Source organism: Polaribacter pectinis, assembly GCF_014352875.1.
GTDB lineage: Bacteria > Bacteroidota > Bacteroidia > Flavobacteriales > Flavobacteriaceae > Polaribacter > Polaribacter pectinis.
Genome location: NZ_CP060695.1, coordinates 1,016,446 through 1,034,303 on the forward strand (window position 1 = coordinate 1,016,446; position 17,858 = coordinate 1,034,303).

At 29.3% G+C, this 17,858-nt stretch carries 16 protein-coding genes; 5 read left to right on the plus strand and 11 right to left on the minus strand.

The features are described 5' to 3' along the window. The first annotated feature begins 83 nt into the window (after nt 1–83). Both H9W90_RS04830 and H9W90_RS04835 read left to right on the plus strand, forming a co-directional pair. The gene (locus tag H9W90_RS04830; RefSeq protein ID WP_187483331.1) at nt 84–521 is read left to right on the plus strand and encodes an RrF2 family transcriptional regulator; all 438 of its coding nucleotides are present in this window, start codon (nt 84–86) and stop codon (nt 519–521) included. Further along, complete coding sequence (locus H9W90_RS04835) at nt 518–1,738, plus strand: hypothetical protein (RefSeq protein ID WP_187483332.1); 1,221 nt, start codon at nt 518–520, stop codon at nt 1,736–1,738. The genes H9W90_RS04830 and H9W90_RS04835 overlap by 4 nt, the downstream gene beginning before the upstream one ends. On the opposite strand, the gene H9W90_RS04840 is transcribed toward H9W90_RS04835, so the two are convergent. Continuing rightward, nucleotides 1,707–3,143 (minus strand): pyridoxal phosphate-dependent decarboxylase family protein, encoded by a 1,437-nt coding sequence (locus H9W90_RS04840; RefSeq protein ID WP_187483333.1) that lies wholly within the window; start codon nt 3,141–3,143, stop codon nt 1,707–1,709. The two genes, H9W90_RS04835 and H9W90_RS04840, sit on opposite strands and share 32 nt — an antisense overlap. A 173-nt stretch (nt 3,144–3,316) precedes the next feature. Here H9W90_RS04840 and H9W90_RS04845 point away from each other — a divergent pair, with 173 nt between their 5' ends. Both H9W90_RS04845 and H9W90_RS04850 read left to right on the plus strand, forming a co-directional pair. Further along, the gene (locus tag H9W90_RS04845; RefSeq protein WP_254712527.1) at nt 3,317–4,972 is read left to right on the plus strand and encodes an OstA-like protein; all 1,656 of its coding nucleotides are present in this window, start codon (nt 3,317–3,319) and stop codon (nt 4,970–4,972) included. A gap of 2 nt (nt 4,973–4,974) precedes the next feature. After that, entirely contained in the window at nt 4,975–6,156 is a 1,182-nt protein-coding gene (locus tag H9W90_RS04850; RefSeq protein ID WP_187483929.1) for an aspartate aminotransferase family protein, read from the plus strand. Between the two features lies 1 nt (nt 6,157). Here the strand turns inward: H9W90_RS04850 and H9W90_RS04855 are convergent, their stop codons facing one another. The 6 genes from H9W90_RS04855 to H9W90_RS04880 all read right to left on the minus strand — a co-directional run bounded on the left by H9W90_RS04855 (nt 6,158) and on the right by H9W90_RS04880 (nt 11,790). Further along, the gene (locus H9W90_RS04855; RefSeq protein ID WP_187483334.1) at nt 6,158–7,318 is read right to left on the minus strand and encodes a peptidase MATCAP family protein; all 1,161 of its coding nucleotides are present in this window, start codon (nt 7,316–7,318) and stop codon (nt 6,158–6,160) included. Between the two features lie 30 nt (nt 7,319–7,348). Further along, nucleotides 7,349–8,179, minus strand: a complete 831-nt coding sequence (locus H9W90_RS04860; RefSeq protein ID WP_187483335.1) for an N-formylglutamate amidohydrolase — start codon at nt 8,177–8,179, stop codon at nt 7,349–7,351. A 2-nt stretch (nt 8,180–8,181) separates the two neighbouring features. Further along, nucleotides 8,182–8,508 carry a hypothetical protein gene (locus H9W90_RS04865; protein ID WP_187483336.1) on the minus strand — a complete coding sequence of 109 codons (327 nt, stop codon included), beginning with the start codon at nt 8,506–8,508 and terminating at the stop codon, nt 8,182–8,184. Nucleotides 8,509–8,511: 3 nt separating this feature from the next. Continuing rightward, the gene (locus H9W90_RS04870; RefSeq protein WP_187483337.1) at nt 8,512–9,345 is read right to left on the minus strand and encodes a sulfurtransferase; all 834 of its coding nucleotides are present in this window, start codon (nt 9,343–9,345) and stop codon (nt 8,512–8,514) included. 2 nt (nt 9,346–9,347) lie between these two features. Continuing rightward, nucleotides 9,348–10,382 carry a glutathione synthase gene (gene gshB, locus H9W90_RS04875; protein WP_187483338.1) on the minus strand — a complete coding sequence of 345 codons (1,035 nt, stop codon included), beginning with the start codon at nt 10,380–10,382 and terminating at the stop codon, nt 9,348–9,350. A gap of 79 nt (nt 10,383–10,461) precedes the next feature. Next, nucleotides 10,462–11,790 carry a dicarboxylate/amino acid:cation symporter gene (locus tag H9W90_RS04880; protein WP_187483339.1) on the minus strand — a complete coding sequence of 443 codons (1,329 nt, stop codon included), beginning with the start codon at nt 11,788–11,790 and terminating at the stop codon, nt 10,462–10,464. A gap of 123 nt (nt 11,791–11,913) precedes the next feature. On the opposite strand from H9W90_RS04880, the gene H9W90_RS04885 reads away from it, so the two are divergent. Next, entirely contained in the window at nt 11,914–12,552 is a 639-nt protein-coding gene (locus tag H9W90_RS04885; RefSeq protein WP_187483340.1) for a DUF937 domain-containing protein, read from the plus strand. Between the two features lie 78 nt (nt 12,553–12,630). Here the strand turns inward: H9W90_RS04885 and bshA are convergent, their stop codons facing one another. From bshA to dnaB, 4 genes are all read right to left on the minus strand, one after another. After that, on the minus strand, nt 12,631–13,764 hold the full coding sequence (bshA, locus tag H9W90_RS04890) for an N-acetyl-alpha-D-glucosaminyl L-malate synthase BshA (RefSeq protein WP_187483341.1): 1,134 nt from the start codon (nt 13,762–13,764) through the stop codon (nt 12,631–12,633). Between the two features lie 151 nt (nt 13,765–13,915). Beyond that, a complete protein-coding gene (locus H9W90_RS04895; protein ID WP_187483342.1) occupies nt 13,916–14,761 on the minus strand; it encodes a transketolase in 846 nt (281 codons plus the stop codon). Between the two features lie 203 nt (nt 14,762–14,964). Further along, nucleotides 14,965–16,149 (minus strand): asparagine synthetase B, encoded by a 1,185-nt coding sequence (locus tag H9W90_RS04900; protein WP_187483343.1) that lies wholly within the window; start codon nt 16,147–16,149, stop codon nt 14,965–14,967. A 146-nt stretch (nt 16,150–16,295) separates the two neighbouring features. Further along, nucleotides 16,296–17,810, minus strand: a complete 1,515-nt coding sequence (gene dnaB, locus H9W90_RS04905; RefSeq protein WP_187483344.1) for a replicative DNA helicase — start codon at nt 17,808–17,810, stop codon at nt 16,296–16,298. Nucleotides 17,811–17,858 lie beyond the last annotated feature (48 nt).

Below are 17,858 nucleotides of genomic sequence, written 5' to 3' on the forward strand. Positions count from 1 at the left end.
TAAGATTCTTTTAAATTGTGAAATATGACAATTATCATATAAAAAGATAATTTTATCTTTATATTTTTGTAAAAATAAATTCTATGTTATCAAAAGCAAGTAAATATGCCATTTCAGCAGTATTATATTTAACTAATACAGCTTCTATAAGCAATAAAATAAGTTCAAAAGAGGTTGCAGAAAAATTAAATATTCCTGCACCTTTTTTAGCTAAAGTAATACAAGAACTAACTAAAAAAGGAATTGTATCTTCTGTAAAAGGACCTAATGGAGGTTTTTATTTATCAGAAATCAATGAAAAAAATACAATTTATGATATTATAGAATGCATAGATGATATAGATAAATTTAATCAATGTTATTTGGGGCAACATGAATGTAATGAAGAAAACCCTTGTGTTGTACATTATTTATACGCTCCTTTTAAAGAAAAATTAGTAAAAAAACTGAAAACTAAAACAATTTTAGAGATGGCAATTGAATATTCTAAAAACAACAATCTATCTGAAATTATAAAATGATCTCAATAAAAAAACAAGTTTTAATAGCACTTTTCTATTTTTTAATTGCTGGAAGTTTAGGTGTTTTATTGCGCCTATTTCCTGTAACTGAAGTAAGTGCTACTTACAAATATATTGTACATACACATTCTCATGTAGCTTTATTGGGTTGGGTTTACGTGGGTTTAACTTCTTTGATTTATCATCTTTTTATTAAAAAAGAAGTTCAGAAGAAATATTCAATTTTATTCTGGTGTACACAAATTACTATTTTAGGAATGTTGGTTAGTTTTCCAATTACTGGTTATGCGTTATTTTCTATTATTTTTTCAACATTATTTTTGATTTGTTCTTACTGGTTTTATTTCTTTTTTAGAAAACACAATACTTGTGATAAAACCAATTATTCCTACAAATTTATAAATACTTCCCTCCTATTTATGGTGCTATCTAGTATTGGACCGTGGGCTTTAGGAATTATTATGAGTACTTTAGGAAGTACTTCTCATTGGTATAAAAACGCTATTTATTTCTACTTGCATTTTCAATATAATGGATGGTTTATCTTTTGTGTTTTAGGGATTTTATTTTTCATTTTAGAAAAGAATAAAATCAACATTAATAAAAAAAACAATTTCCTTTTTTATAAGTTGATGATTGTTAGCTGTTGCCTTACTTTGTGTTTATCTTTTCTTTGGATAAAACCATCAATATTTATTTATATTTTAGGGTTTATTGGAGCTTTAATTCAAGTAATAGCTTTAATTAAATTTCATCAAATTTTGAAAAATAGTAAAGCTGAATTTTTTCAAAGAACAAAACCTTTTACATATACATTATTACAATTTGTATACTTCCTATTTGCTTTCAAAATTATCCTACAATTCTTAACTGCAATTCCTTATTTTGCTATATTAGTTTCACAAATAACAGATTTTGTAATTGGGTATTTACACCTTACTTTTTTAGGAGTTGTAAGTTTGTCTTTATTTGCTTTCTTAAACTATTTCAAACTTTTAAAATTGTCGAAATTCTGGGTTAAAATTTACCTAACTGGGTTTATTGTTTCAGAAATTTTAATCTTCTACAAAGGTTTTTGCAATTGGCAACAATTAAGCATTATTAATAATTATTATACGATTTTAATGATTGTTTCTTCACTAATACCAATTAGTCTTTTAGGCATATTCATTATGAATTTAAAACCTACTTATCCCACTCCAAAAGAACTTCTTTAGCGAAAACATCACACTGGTTTAATGTATCTTTTATATGTTTTATTGTTGTTTTTGGGTTGATTAAACACATTCTAATAACCACTTGGTTTTGTAAAACTGTAGTTACCAAAAATGATTCTTTAGAAGCCACTACTCTACTAGAAATTTCTTGGTTTAAAGTATCTAACTCTTTTTCCGATAATTGAATATCTAAAGGATTATATCTAAAATTAATAATTGCTAAAGTTGCTGGCGAAACGATTTCCCAGTTCTTACTTTTTCGAAGCAAATCTTCTGTTTCTTCTGTTAAATCGATATTATAAGAAATTGCTTTTTTAAATGTATTTAATCCATACGTTTTAATGGACATATACAATTTTAAAGCTCTAAACCTTCTTGTTAATTGAATTCCATAATCATAAAAATTAATTTCAGATTCATTTCCTTCTATATCTCTTAAATATTCTGGTTTTTCGCTAAAGGTATTGCTTAACCAAGATTTATCTTTTACTAATAAACAACCAATTTCATAAGGTTGAAAAAACCATTTATGTGGGTCTACTGTTAAAGAATCTGCACGTTCAATCCCTCTTAAAATTCTGCTTCCTTTTTTAGAGAGAATTGCAGCTGCGCCATAAGCGCCATCTATGTGCATCCATAAATTTTCTTTTTCACAAATATCTGCAATTGTGTCTAAAGGATCTACTGTTCCTGTATTTGTAGTTCCTGCAGTTGCAATTATACAAAAAGGTTGTTTGCCATTTAAGCGATCTTTTGCTATCTCATTTTTTAATTTATTGATGCTAAATTTGAACTCAATATCAGTTGGAATAATTCTTATTTGTTCTTTCTTAAAACCTAAAACTCGAATCGCTTTTATATTCGAAGAATGTGCTTGATCTGATAAATAGATAATTGCTTTCGAAAAATCTTCGCCACATTTTATTCTTCTTGCAGTTGTTAAAGCCGTTAAATTAGCCATAGAACCACCACTAGTAAAAATTCCTCCACCTTTTCTAACTGGAAAATTAAACATTTTTAGCAACCAATTAATGGTAACAATTTCTAATTCTGCTGCTGCAGGAGAAATTATCCATCCACCAGAAAAAATATTAAAGCCAGTTGCCAGCGAATCTGCCATAGTACTTATAAAATTACTTGGCCCTGGAACAAATGAAAACGATTTTGGATGAGAAGACAAAGCACTATTTGGAATTACATTTTTCATTACAAAATTTAAAACTTCATCTGCAGAAGTTCCATTTTCTGGGGCTTCTTGTAAGAAAACAACATCCATTTCTTCTCTAGAAGCTTTCATTACAGGCTTTTTCTTTTCTATATCTGAAAAATGACTTACAATAATATCTACTATTTTATAGCCATAATCTTTCATCTCTTTTACAGATAAATCAAAATGTGAATCCATTTTATATAATTTTTTACAAATTTCGTAAACTTTAAGTTGAATACCATTTTAAAAAGCATTTTTATTAAAATCAAAATACTTTAAATAAATAGTATTCTTATAAATTATAAATTTCACTTTTCTTTAATAGATAGCCATATTCTTTTCATTATTTTTGCTTCAAAATATATATCTTGAAAAGAATACTTTTTTTATTTTTTCTAACTTTCTATGTTGTTTCTTTTTCACAAACAAAGAAAATTATCATAGAAAACGCAGAAATTCAATATGCAGAAGAAGATAAATACGATGGAGCCACAGTATTATTGGGAGATGTTAGAATTTCTCATGATGGTATTAAATTAACTTGCCAAAAAGCTTTCTATTTTAAAGATAAAAATTTTTTTAAAGCAATTGGTAAAGTACTTATAAAACAGGGAGATTCTATTACTCAAAATAGTGATTATACAGATTATGATGCCAATTCTAAACAAGCTCTTTCTTGGGGAAATGTGGTTTTAAAAGACCCAACAATGACGTTAACTTCAGATACTTTACATTTCGATCGGTTAAATCAGAAATTATATTACAGAAGTTTTGCCACCATTAAAGACCAAACAAATACATTAAAAAGTAAAAACGGTAATTATTATTTAGAAAATAAAAAGTTTACCGCAACTACAAGAGTAACAGTAGTAAATCCTGAACACAATTTAGAATCGAATCATTTAGATTATTACACAAATTCTGGTTTAACGTATTTATATGGCCCATCTACGATAACAAACACAAAAAACAAGAATAGAATTTATTGTGAAAGAGGTTTTTACAATACCAAAACAGATATTTCACATTTTGTTAAAAACGCAAAATTATATCTAAAAGAAAGAACTATTGAAGGTGATAGTTTGTATTATGATAAAAATAAAGGTTTTGCATCTGCAACAAATAATATAAAAGTAATTGATACCGTTAAAAATTTTGTAACTAAAGGGAATTATGCAGAAATTTTTGAACTTAAAGATTCACTTTTTATCATTAAAAGAGCTGTTGCAATTTCTATTGTAGATAAAGATTCTACTTTTATACATGGAGACACTTTATTGGTAACAGGTAAACCAGATAAACGAATTGTTAGAACATATCATAATGTAAAAATTTTTAAATCGGATTTGCAAGGAAAGTGCGATTCTATTCACACAGATCAGTCTACAGGATTAACAAGAATGTTTAGAAAACCTGTTTTATGGTCTGATAAAAACCAAATTACTGGAGATACAATTCATTTAATTTCTAATGTACAAACTGAAAAATTAGACTCTTTAAAGGTGTTAAATAACTCGTTTATAGTTTCTAAAGATTCTTTATCAGAAAATGATTTCAACCAAATTAAAGGAAGAAATATGTTTGGAAAGTTTAAAGAAAATAAACTTCATTTATTATTGGTAAAAGGAAATGCAGAATCTGTTTATTACAATAGAAATGAAGAAACTAATATTCTAGAAACTATTACTAAAGAGGTTTCTAGTAATATTGAATTTACTTTAGAAAAAGGACAAATTGAAACTATTAAGTACTTAAAAAAATCTGAAGGAGTTACTTATCCTCCATCTAAATTACCAGATGATGTGCGTAAGCTAAAAGGTTTTATTTGGCGAGAAAATGAACAACCAAAAAGTAAAGAAGATATTTTTATTAAAGATGACCAAAAGGATGAACCTCCTACTAGACAAGATACATTAAAAAAAGATGCAGCAGTTTTAGAAAAAAAATCTAAATCTAAAAAGAATTTCGATAAAAAAGGTTCTAAAAGAAAAGGTATACCAGAACTATCTACAAAGAAAGAATAATGATGAAATCAGATTTTCTGAAATATCAAGCACAAACTTCTCCCTATCCTCTTGCTATTGAAATTTCTCACGCAAAAGGAAGTTATATTTACAGCACTTCTAACACCAAGTATTTAGATTTTGTTGCAGGTGTTTCTGCAAATAGTTTAGGACATTCTAACCCTAAAGTAATTGATGCCATTAAAAATCAATTAGATTTATATGCTCATGTAATGGTTTATGGAGAATTTATTCAAAAACCCCAATTGGAATTGTGTAAATTATTGGTAGAGAATTCTCCTAAAAAATTGAATTCTGTTTACCTTACAAATTCTGGTACAGAAGCAACAGAAGGTGCTTTAAAACTAGCAAAAAGAGTTACTGAAAGAACAGAAATTATTGCTGCAAAAAATTCTTATCATGGAAATACCATGGGTGCAATGAGTGTTTCTGGGGTAGAAAGACAAAATCAAGCATTTAGGCCTTTAATTCCTGGTACAAAATTTATTAAATTTAATAATGAAGAAGAATTAGAGAAAATAACTCATAAAACTGCTGCTGTTATTTTAGAAACTATACAAGGAGGAGCTGGATTTATAGAACCAATAAACGATTATTTATATAAAGTTAAAAAACGTTGTAAAGAAGTTGGTGCATTATTAATTTTAGACGAAATACAAACAGGAATTGGAAGAACTGGTACTTTTTGGGGTTTTGAAAACTACAACGTAGAACCCGACATTATTATAACTGGTAAAGGTTTAGGTGGTGGAATGCCAATTGGTGCTTTCATTGCTTCTTTTGATAATATGAGTTTATTAAAAGACAACCCCAAACTTGGCCATATTTCTACGTTTGCAGGAAACCCTGTAGTTGCTGCTGCAGGTCTTGCAACAGCGCAACAAATAATTAGTTCTAATTTAATTTCTGAAACTTTACGAAAAGAAGAACTGATAAAAAAACATTTACAACATCCTTCAATTAAAGAAATTAGAGGTAAAGGTTTAATGTTAGCGGCATTAGTTGAAACTCCAGAATTGGCAGCCAAAATTATTCATAAATGCTTAGAAAACGGCTTGATTCTCTTCTTTTTACTTTTTGAAGGAAAAGCCATGAGAATTACTCCTCCTTTAACAATTTCTGATGAAGAAATTACAGAAGGTTGTAATATTATATTGAAATCTATTAATGAAATTAAAAAGTAATTTATTTCAAATTTTCTAGAATAAAATCGACTGTTTTATTAGAATTGTTGTTAATAGCGTAAGAATCTGTAATGTGTTTAGAATTTACTGCGTATTTATTATCAATCATATATTTTATATCATCTACAAACTCTAAAGATACTTTTCCTGCTAATAATAGATTTAAATCTTTGTTTTCTTTATAATAATTATAAATCTTTTTAAGGCCAGACAAATACAAATAATCTTTAGTAAAACCACCACCTCTGTGTGCACGAACAGAAATATGAAAAGCTTCTTCTCTTCCTAAATCATAAGCGTTATGAAGCAATCTAAACGTTCTGGAAAACGTATAACCTTTTGCCAAACTATCTACAGCTAATACTCTGTAAGCCAATTCTTTTAATCGTTTTATAGTTAAATTACCAGACATGTATTCGCTAAAAACGGCTAATCCTTCTTGTGTTTCTTCGTTATTTGGAAATCCGTGAGAAAATATTTTTAAAGGATGTAACAAACCATTCATAGTTGTTACCATGTGCACACCAATTTCATGATTGGTAAGCACATTTATTTCATTATCTGAAAAAACATGGTTTTCATTTAAGACTAACGCTTTTATACTATTAGAAACCATTGCAATTGCACCCATTGCAGATGATTTTTTTATAGCATAAGTAAAATTATACTTTTTAGAATATTCTTTAAAAAAATGAAAAGATTCATCTGCTGTATATTTAGGTTTAAAAATGTCATCATTTTCATCTTCAGAATCGAAATGAAGAATAAATTTTGCATTTTCTACATCATTTTCAGTTGGTGTACCAAAAGATCGTAAACTATTATAATAGAACTTTTTACCTTTACCAACGGTTTCTATACATTGTATTAAACCTGAATAAAAATAGATAATATCTTCGTAGAAATCTTGTAAGTTTTCATCTTCTATTTTGCCAATAGAAAGTTTAAAAAACTCTTTGTGTAAGCTAAATTTATCGAAATCTCTCTTTGGATATTTAAATTTTGGATCTGTTAAATATTTAGAATTAAAGAACTTCTCTTTTTCAGACTCAATATTAATTGGATTTACATAGTTTAAAAGTTCTATTTCTTTAACTAGTTCATCTATCTGTTTGTCAATTTCAAAAAGATTTTTGTTTTTTACAAAAACATCATGCATCATAATTTAATTTTCTAAAAAAGTATTACAAATTTACGAATTATGAATTGTATAAAAAGTTTCTGCATGTTTTTTTAATTCCGTTTTTAAGTATTTTTCTACGGATGAAATAACTTCTGGATACATTATTTGTGTTAATTCATCACAATAAATTTTTGCTATTTCTGTAGCAAGAACCAATGTGTTTTTAAAATTTTGAGTAATGTATTTTAAGAAATAACCATTTCCTTGAAATGTATCGTTAATTTTTGATGTCGATTTTATTCCATTAGGAAAAGGTGTTTTTTCTAAAATTACTCGCCAAGATTCAATCTCATTTCCAAAACGATTATTGTCTACATTACTAGTTCCTAAATTCCAAGTTGGTACTTCTCTTGTCCATCTTTTCCAATTATATGAATGCATGTCATATACAATACAAACTCCAAATTTTTGTTCTAATTTAGTAATTAAAGCATGTACAACTCTGTAGAAATTAGCATGTTTTTGTAAACTTTTTTCTTTCTGATTTTTTGGTAAAGGGTTTTTCCAAAGTTGTTTTCCCCATGCATCTTCATAAATTGCGGTTTCTGGTGCTCTGTTTAAATCGTATTCGAAACGAGAATCTAACCCAGCAATTATTATTGGATGAGATTTAACCATTTCTTTAGTTTCTGGATCTTCTTCAAACCAACGTTCGTATGCAGTATGCAAACAATTATTCCATAATTCTTTTCTAAATTGAGAACCATCATGTACTGCACCACAAGCATAATACACGTATTCTTCAATTTTTATAGTAAAAGAATAATCACTAGAAACTGCTTCAAAAGTTTCTTCATTTTGAATCTTTTTAATGATTTCTTCAACAGATAACTTTAACATAGCTAGCCAATTATTTTCTTTAAAATTTTATAAACTTTTTTTTCTAAAAAATCTACAGAACCATCAGCAAAAAAAACGTTCTTAACATCTCTTAATAATTGTTCTTTTTCGTTTTCAGAAAAATCATTATCAGAAACATATTGCTGAATTTTATTTAAATTTATTTCATCAGAATCTACCACAACTTCTGTGTGAATTCTATGAAATGTTTTTTCATCTACTTTAGAACGTATAAATCTTTGCTCTTCTATATCTTCTATATGATTGCAATGTGCTGCATATAAGAGCACATAAGCTTCAAATTCTTTTTTAGTCCAATCTAAATTCATGTCTTATAATTCTATTGGTAAATTGTTACTACTACCCCATTCTGTCCAAGAACCATCATAAACTGCATAGTTTTTTAGGCCTGATAATTCTGCACCAAATGCTAAAATTGATGCTGTAATTCCTGATCCACATGAGAAAATAATTTGTTTTTTATCTTTATGTTTACTGAAAATTTTTTCTAATTCGTCTTTAGATTTCATTTTCCCTTTTTCTTGAATGTCTCCAAAAGGTAAACTTAAAGAATTAGGAATGTGACCACTTTTTACATCGTTTCTTGGTTCTGGTTCTGTACCATAAAAACGACCTTTTGAGCGTGCATCTAGAATTGAAATTTTATCATCTTTAATTGCTCGTAAAACATCTTTGGTAAAAGTGATTTTTTGAGATTGATAATTTACTTTAAAATTACCTTTTTTATATTGATTTTTTTTAGGTGTTTCTATTGGTAAATTATTTTTAATCCATTCTGGTAAGCCTCCGTTTAAAACTGAAACATTTGTAAATCCCATTAGTTTAAAATTCCACCAAACTCTTGGTGAAGAATAGATTCCTAAATCATCATAACAAACAATAATAGAATCATTGTTAACACCTAATTCTTGTGCTTTTTCTTGAAATTCTTCTGAAGATAAAATAGTGTTTGGAAATTGTGCTTTTTTATCAGAAAAAGTGTTTTTTATATCAAAAAAAACAGCCCCTTTAATTTGTTTTTTATCATTATAAATTGATGATTTATCTGTAACTTTTGGAATAGTACAATCTAAAACAATTAAGTTCTTATTGTCTAAATTATCATTTAGCCAATCTACAGAAACTAAAGGATTGTGTATTTTCATTTTTAAGCTTCGTCTACTAACTTTTTTAAACTAGATTTACGTCTAAATGCAGCTTCTTTCTCAAGAACTTTACTTTCCATAAAATTAACTACCTTCTCTTGAATTCTTGTTTTATATACTTTATTCATGTAGGTAATTCCTCCAGGAGACATTACATTTACTTCTACTAATTTTCCTCCAATTACATCAATACCAACAAAATAGAGTCCATCTTTTACTAATTTTGGACCAATTCTATCACATAATTTTTTTTCTTCAGTAGTTAATTTGTGCTTTGCTATAGTTCCACCAGCAGAAACATTAGATCTGTGGTCTTTATCTCCAGGTATTCTACGCATTGCGCCTATTGGAATTCCATTTAAAATTAAAACACGAACATCTCCTTGGTCTGCTCCTTCTATATATTCTTGAAGAATTACATAATCTGAACCTCCATCTCCTTTATTAATATAAAAATCTAGCAAAGAATTAATATTTCCCATGGCTGATTTTTCAATTAAAATAACTCCAGATCCACCAAAACCATTTAAAGGTTTTAAAATCATCTTATCAGAATTAGATTCTTCAATCATTTTAATTAAATAATCTTTATTTTTTGATACATGAGTTACAGGAATAATTTCATTATTTGGGTCTTCGAAAACAGCTGTATATAATTTATTATTTGCTTCTCTCATTCCTTGCACAGAATTGATAATGAAAACATCATCTTTAACAGAGTCTAGAAAGTTTAACATTAACGGATCTAAAGGTGGTTCTGCACGCATAAAAATAACATCGAAACCAGCCAAAGGAAGCATCTCTTCTCTAGTGGTAGTTTTATTGTAAAACGTTTTTATGTTACTAGGTATTTTTTCTACTCTATTTAAAATGGTACAGAAAGCATTTGTAACACTATTTCTAATTGTTAAATTAGAAGGTGTACAAATTGCAACTCCATGCCCACGTTTTACACATTCGTGAATTAAAGTTAAAGACGTATCATTTTCTGGAGATTTTATGTTTTCCCATGGATACATTAAGAAACAAACATTCATAGTTTATATTTAGTTGTTATAAATTTAAAAATAAGTAGTTACAAATTATTTAATGTCAATTGTAACCGCAGACAAACAATTATTTTACTCTATCATAATTATCATCCCAATCTTTAGCTTTAGGATTATCGTGTAATTTACCTAAAGATTTAGCAACCAACATAGATACAGTAGCATCTCCAGTTACATTTACTGTAGTTCTACACATATCTAAAGGCCTATCTACTGCAAAAATAAGTGCCAAACCAATTGGTAATAATTCTTCTGGAAAACCAATAGACTCCAATACGATTACTAGCATTACCATTCCTGCACTTGGCACAGCAGCAGAACCTATAGAAGCTAATAAAGCTGTTAAAACAATAACTAATTGATTAGAAAATGTTAAACCTTCTGGCCAAATTACTTGCATGATAAAAACGGCTGCAATTCCTTGATATAGACTTGTTCCATCCATATTTATGGTTGCTCCAACTGGTAAAACGAAACCAGAAACTTCTTTATCTACACCCAAATGCTCTTCTACTCTTTCCATTGTTACTGGTAAAGTTGCTGCACTCGAACTTGTAGAAAATGCTAATAATTGTGCGGGACTTATTTGTTTTAAAAACCACATTGGCGATTTTTTAGTGTAAACACTTACTAAAATTAGGTAGAAACCAATCATTAAAATTAAACCTCCAACTACACACATTGCATAAACTAATAACTTTAAAAGAATTTCTGTATCATCAAAGGCTATTATAACGTTTGCTAATAAAGCAAAAACTGCATATGGCGCAAAAAGCATGATTAAATCTACCATTTTCATGACCATTTCATTTAAAGAATCAAAGAAATCCATTAAAGGTTTGGCTTTTTTTTCTGGAATTAATAATAAAGAAATTCCTACAAACATTGCAAAAAAGATAATCTGCAACATACTTGCATCTACAAAAGATTGAAAAATATTACTAGGAAAAATATCAACTAAAGCTTGTAATGGGCCAGCATCTTTTTGAGCAGACGCTTTTACTAACTTATCTGTAACTCCTAAATCTGTTTCATACTTGGCTTTAATTTTTTCTATAGTGTCAGGAGACATTCCCACTCCAGGCTTAACTATATTAACAATTCCTAAACCAATTATAATGGCAATTAAAGTTGTTCCTATATAAATAGAAATTGTTCTTAATCCCATTTTCTTAATTTTAGAAATATCTTTTAAATCTGATATCCCTTTAATTAATGAAGCTAAAATTAACGGAACTGCAATCAATTTTAATAAATTTATAAAAATGGTTCCAAAAGGTTTTATCCAATCTGTAACAAAGCCTTTACCACCGTCTACGGTATTCATTATAAAACCAAATACGATACCAAGTACCATTCCTATTAAAATTTTCCAGTGTAATGCTAATTTTTTCATTAAAAAGTTTATGATTGTTTAGAATCTGAAAGATAAAAAATTATTTAAAAAATGAAGTGACTTTATTTGTATATTGTGTCATATTTTTAGAAAACATTCATATTAATTATTAAAAACATAAAAATGGCAGGTATTTTAGACTTATTAAACAGTGATTTAGGAAAACAAATAGTTTCTGGTGTAGCAGGTTCTACAGGAAACGATTCAAACAAAACAAATAGTGTTTTAACAATGGCTTTGCCAGTTTTAATGAAAGCTATGGAAAGAAATGCTGCAACTCCTGAAGGAGCGCAAGGTTTGCTAGGTGCATTATCTGGAAAACATGATGGTAGTATTTTGGATAACCTTGGAGGTTTATTTGGTGGTGGAGTTGATGATAGTGTAAAACAAGATGGAGAAAACATTTTAGGACATATTTTAGGTTCTAAAAAACAAGGAGTAGAACAAGTTATTAGTCAGAAATCTGGTTTAGATGCTGGTTCTGTTGCAAACATTTTAAAAGTTGCTGCGCCAATTTTAATGGGAGTTTTGGGAAAACAAAAGAAAGAGCAAAACGTTAGTGATACTTCAGGATTAGGAGGTTTATTAGGAGGAATGCTAGGTGGAAATGACACTAAAAACGAACAAAGCTTTTTAGAGAAAATATTAGATGCAGATGGAGATGGAAGTATTGTAGATGATGTTGCTGGAATGGTTTTAGGTGGAAGTGACAAAAAATCTGGTGGACTTGGTGGTTTATTAGGTGGACTTTTTGGAAAATAAGATTTACTTATTATAAAATAGAAAAAGCTCAAACTTATACAGTTTGAGCTTTTTTGTATTTAAAATATATTAATTATTTTATACTTTACTTTTAAAGCAAGACTTATAAATATCTTCATAAACAGGAAGAATATTTTCTAAAGAGAATTGTTTTGTATGCTTTTTAGCATTCTGCTTGAATTTTTCTAAAATTGCATCATCTTTTAAAATTGAAATTGCATTTTTGGCCATGTCATTAACATCGCCTAAATTACTTAGATAACCTGTTTCACCTTGAATATTTACTTCTGGTAAACCACCAGTATTTGTAGAAATAACTGCTGTTCCTGCAGCCATAGCTTCTAAAGCTGCTAAACCAAAACTCTCTGTTTGAGAAGGTAGAAGAAAAATATCTGTATAGCATAAAATTTTTGCAACTTCTGTACTATTTCCTAAAAAGAAAACATCATCTGATATTTTTAATTCTTTGGCTAACTTTTTAGCTTTTATTTTTTCTGGACCTTCACCAATCATTAATAATTTAGACGGAATTTCTTTTTTTACTTCAGCAAAAATTCTAATTACATCTTCTACCCTTTTTACAGGTCTAAAATTACTAATGTGAGTTAAAATTCTCTCATTTGGTTTTGCCAATGCATTTCTCTTACATTCTTCTTGATGCGCATTGTCGTATTTTTCTGTATCAATAAAATTATAAACGACTTCAATATTTTTAGTGATATTGAATAGTTTATTCGTTGTTTCCTTCAAATTATTTGAAACTGCTGTCACAACATCAGAATTATTAATGCTAAATTCTACAGCTGTTTTATAGGTTGGATGACTACCTACCAAAGTAATATCTGTTCCGTGTAAAGTAGTTACAACTCTAACATCCAATCCTTTTTCTTTCAGCATTTGTTTTGCCATAAAAGCAGCATACGCATGTGGAATTGCATAATGTACATGTAAAACTTCCAATTCGTATTTTCTAACAACTTCTACCATTTTACTCGATAAAGCTAATTCGTAAGGTTGGTATTCGAATAGTGGATATTCTTCAATTACAACTTGATGAAAATGCAATTTATGAGAAAGAAAATCTAAACGAACTGGCTGATTATAAGTAATAAAATGAACCTCATGTCCTTTATTCGCCAGAGCTTTTCCTAATTCTGTAGCTACTACTCCACTTCCACCAAATGTTGGGTAACAAACAATCCCTATTTTCATATGTAATATTGAAAGATTAAAAATTTAATAGTTGTAAATATAAAGCTAATCTTACAGTTGAAATCAAAATAAAAGCAAAAAAAAGAGCTTTTCATTTTACTGAAAAGCTCTTTTAATATTTTTATTTATTTGAATCTTAATAATTCTATTTTTAGTAATCTCCTAAAGTTGCAGGATTTTGAGCTAAAGCATTTTCTAACTGCTCGTCACTTGGTGCTTTACCATGCCAAGCATGTGTATGCATCATAAAATCTACACCATTCCCCATTTCTGTATGTAATAAAATACAAACTGGCTTTCCTTTTCCTGTTAATGATTTTGCTTCTGCTAATGCTGCTAAAATAGTATCAATATCATTTCCTTTTTCTACATCTAAAACCAACCAATCAAAAGCTTCGAACTTCGCTTTTAAACTTCCCATTGGTAAAACATCGTCTGTAGCTCCATCGATTTGTTTTTCATTTAAATCGATAGTACAAATAATATTGTCTACTTTTTTTGCAGATGCATACATAATTGCTTCCCAGTTTTGCCCTTCTTGCAATTCTCCATCTCCATGTAAAGTATAGATTAATTTATTATCTCCATTTAACTTTTTAGCTTCTGCAGCACCTAAAGCAACAGACATTCCTTGTCCTAAAGAACCAGATGCAATTCTTACTCCTGGTAAACCTTCGTGCGTTGTTGGGTGTCCTTGTAAACGAGAATCTAACAATCTAAAAGTGTTTAATTCTTCTACAGGAAAAAAACCACTATGTGCTAAAACACTATAAAAAACTGGAGAAATATGTCCGTTTGATAAAAAGAATAAATCTTCGTTTTTACCATCCATTTTAAAGTCTGTAGAATAATCCATTACTTCTTGATAAAGACAAGTAATAAACTCTGCACAACCTAAAGAACCTCCTGGATGCCCAGAATTTACTTTGTGTACCATTCTTAATATATCTCTACGAACTTGTTGTGTAAAATCTTGTAATTGTTGTGTTGTTGACATTTTGTGATTTTATTTTTATGCTGACAAAAATACAAAAGTGATTGAATTTGTATGGATTTTAAAAAATATTTATTGAAGTTTTATTAACAGTTTATTTTTTATTGAGATTGAGTAAGTGCGTTAGGGATTGAAATGGAAATCCTTTTGCCTTTTTTAAGGCAAAAGATTGTATTGGAAAGCCCGCTCGAACGCCCAAAAAACAATTATGTTTTCTGCTTTTTCTTTTTCGCTGCCGGAAACAACACATTATTTAAAATTAAACGATAACCTGGCGAAGTTGGGTGTAAATCTAGCTCCGTTTTTGGGTCGCCAACTCTGTGTGTATAATCCTCTGGGTCATGACCTCCGTAAAAAGTGAACATTCCTTTTCCTTTGGTTCCATGGATATATCGCGCTTCTCTATTTACTTTATTTTCTCCCAAAACCAAGACGTTACTTTTAACTGTATTTCTATCGAAAGAAGTGGTTTGTCCCATAAAACCTTTTACTAAAACTGTATGATTTTGAGTTAACATGGTTGGCACTGGATCCCATTTTGCGGAGAATTCTACCAAAGAAAAATAATCTGAAGTTTTTGGTATTTTACGTTTACGAGTCATATCTATTGTAGAAAATTCGTAGGTTGTTGGGTTTCTAATCAAATCGAAATTTTTAAAAGCAAAGGTTTTATTAAAATTGATTTTCGATTGATAATTTGGTTCTGATGCATCTCCATCGAACATTGCTTCTGCAATATCTACGCCTTCTGCAGACAAAGCAATATCGAAACTATCGGTTGCAGAGCACATGGCAAACATGAAGCCACCTCCAACAACATAATCTCTAATCTTTTTAGCGACTGCTAATTTTTCTTGTGAAACTTTAGAATATCCCAATTCGCTTGCTAATTTTTCTGCTCTTTGTTTACCTTCTATATACCAAGGTGCAGTTCTAAAGGATCCGTAAAATCGTCCATATTGACCAGTAAAATCTTCGTGATGCAAATGCAACCACTCGTAAATTAATAATTTATCTTCTAAAACGTCTTTGTCGTAAATTACATCAAAAGGAATTTCTGCATACGTTAAAACCATAGTTACAGCATCATCCCAAGGCATTTTGTCTTTTGGGGAATACACTGCAATTTTTGGCGCTTTTTCTAAAGTTACTGCATCTTGATTAGAACTTGGAGCAGAAATTTCTTGTAATATAATTTGTGCTTTTGCATCGGAAATTACTTGATAAGAAACGCCACGAATTTTACATTCGTTTTCTACAATTTTGTTGTTTTCTATTAAAAATGCACCTCCATTGTAATTTAATAACCATTTCGATTTTAAACCAGCTTCTAAACCGAAATAAACAATTCCGTAGGCTTTTAAATGATTTTTCTGATTATCGTTACTCATTGGAACATATATAAATGATGCCCAAATTGAGTTTGAGATGAATAGGAATATCAGTATTGTTAAGAGTTTTTTCATATTAAAAACTAAAATACACAATTACTTGAAAGCAATTGTGTATTTATTAAATTTTATAAATTATTTAGTATTTAGAAAGGCACATCATCATCACCAAAAGCATCTTTTGGATCTACTCCTCCAGCTCCAGCAAATGGATCTTCAGGAAAATCTGCATTCATAGAAGATTGGAATTCACTACTAAAACCTTCTTCTAAATCGGAGAATTTTGCTAAATGTCCCGTAAATTTTAGTCGAATATTGTCCAAACCACCATTTCTGTGTTTTGCGACAATAAACTCTCCTTGTCCTTCACATGGCGTGTGTTCATCATCATCCCATTCTGTCATTCCATAATATTCTGGTCGGAAAATAAACGATACAATATCTGCATCTTGCTCAATTGCACCAGATTCACGTAAATCGGATAATAAAGGTCTTTTAGATCCTCCACGTGTTTCTACAGCACGTGATAATTGAGAAAGTGCAATAACAGGCACTTCTAATTCTTTCGCCAACGCTTTTAAGTTTCTCGAAATCATAGATATTTCTTGTTCACGATTTCCACCTGCTTTTCCACCAGCAGTCATCAATTGTAAATAATCAATTACAATAATTTTAACATTATGTTGCGAAACTAATCTTCGTGCTTTTGCACGTAAATCGAACACTGAAAGTGATGGTGTATCATCTATAAAAATAGGCGCATCAGATAATTTCTTAACTTTTACGTTTAATTGTTCCCATTCATGTGGCTCTAAATTTCCTTTTCTTAATTTTTCTGAAGTTAAACCTGTTTCAGAAGAAATCATACGTGTAATCAACTGAACAGAAGACATCTCTAAAGAAAATACTGCAACTCCATGATTAAAATCAATTGCCATATTTTTTGCCATAGAAATTACAAAAGCCGTTTTTCCCATACCAGGCCTTGCTGCAATAATTACTAAATCCGATGGTTGCCAACCTGAAGTTAGCGCATCTAATTTTGTAAAACCTGTTGCCAAACCAGACATTCCTTCTTGGTTTCCAATTTCCTGAATTTTCTTTAATGCTTGTTTTACTAAAGAACCTGCATCTTCCGAACTCTTTTTTAAGTTTCCTTGTGTAACTTCGAATAACTTTGCTTCTGCATCGTCTAATAATTCGAAAACATCTGTTCCATCATCATAGGCATTTTCTATAATTTCGCTGGAAATCGAAATTAATTTACGTTGAATGTATTTCTGAAGAATAATTCTTGCATGGAATTCGATATGTGCAGAAGAAGCAACTTTTTGCGTTAAACGAATTAAATAAAAATCGCCACCAACAAATTCTAACTTTCCATTCTTTTTCAACAAGTTAGAAACTGTTAACAAGTCAATTGGTTCCGAATTTTGGAATAATTGATTGATGGTATCGTAAATTTCTTGATGTTTTTGATCGTAAAAAGCTTCTGGACTTAAAACGTCAATTACATCATCCATTCCTTTTTTGTCAATCATCATCGCACCCAAAACAGCTTCTTCCAATTCCACTGCCTGTGGAGGAATCTTACCTTTTTCCAGACTAATAATTCTTGCCTTATCTATTTTTTTGCCTGCGACTGCATTCGTTTTTTCCATGATTACAAATGTACTTTTTTACTTCTTTAGCGCTTACTAATTGATAAC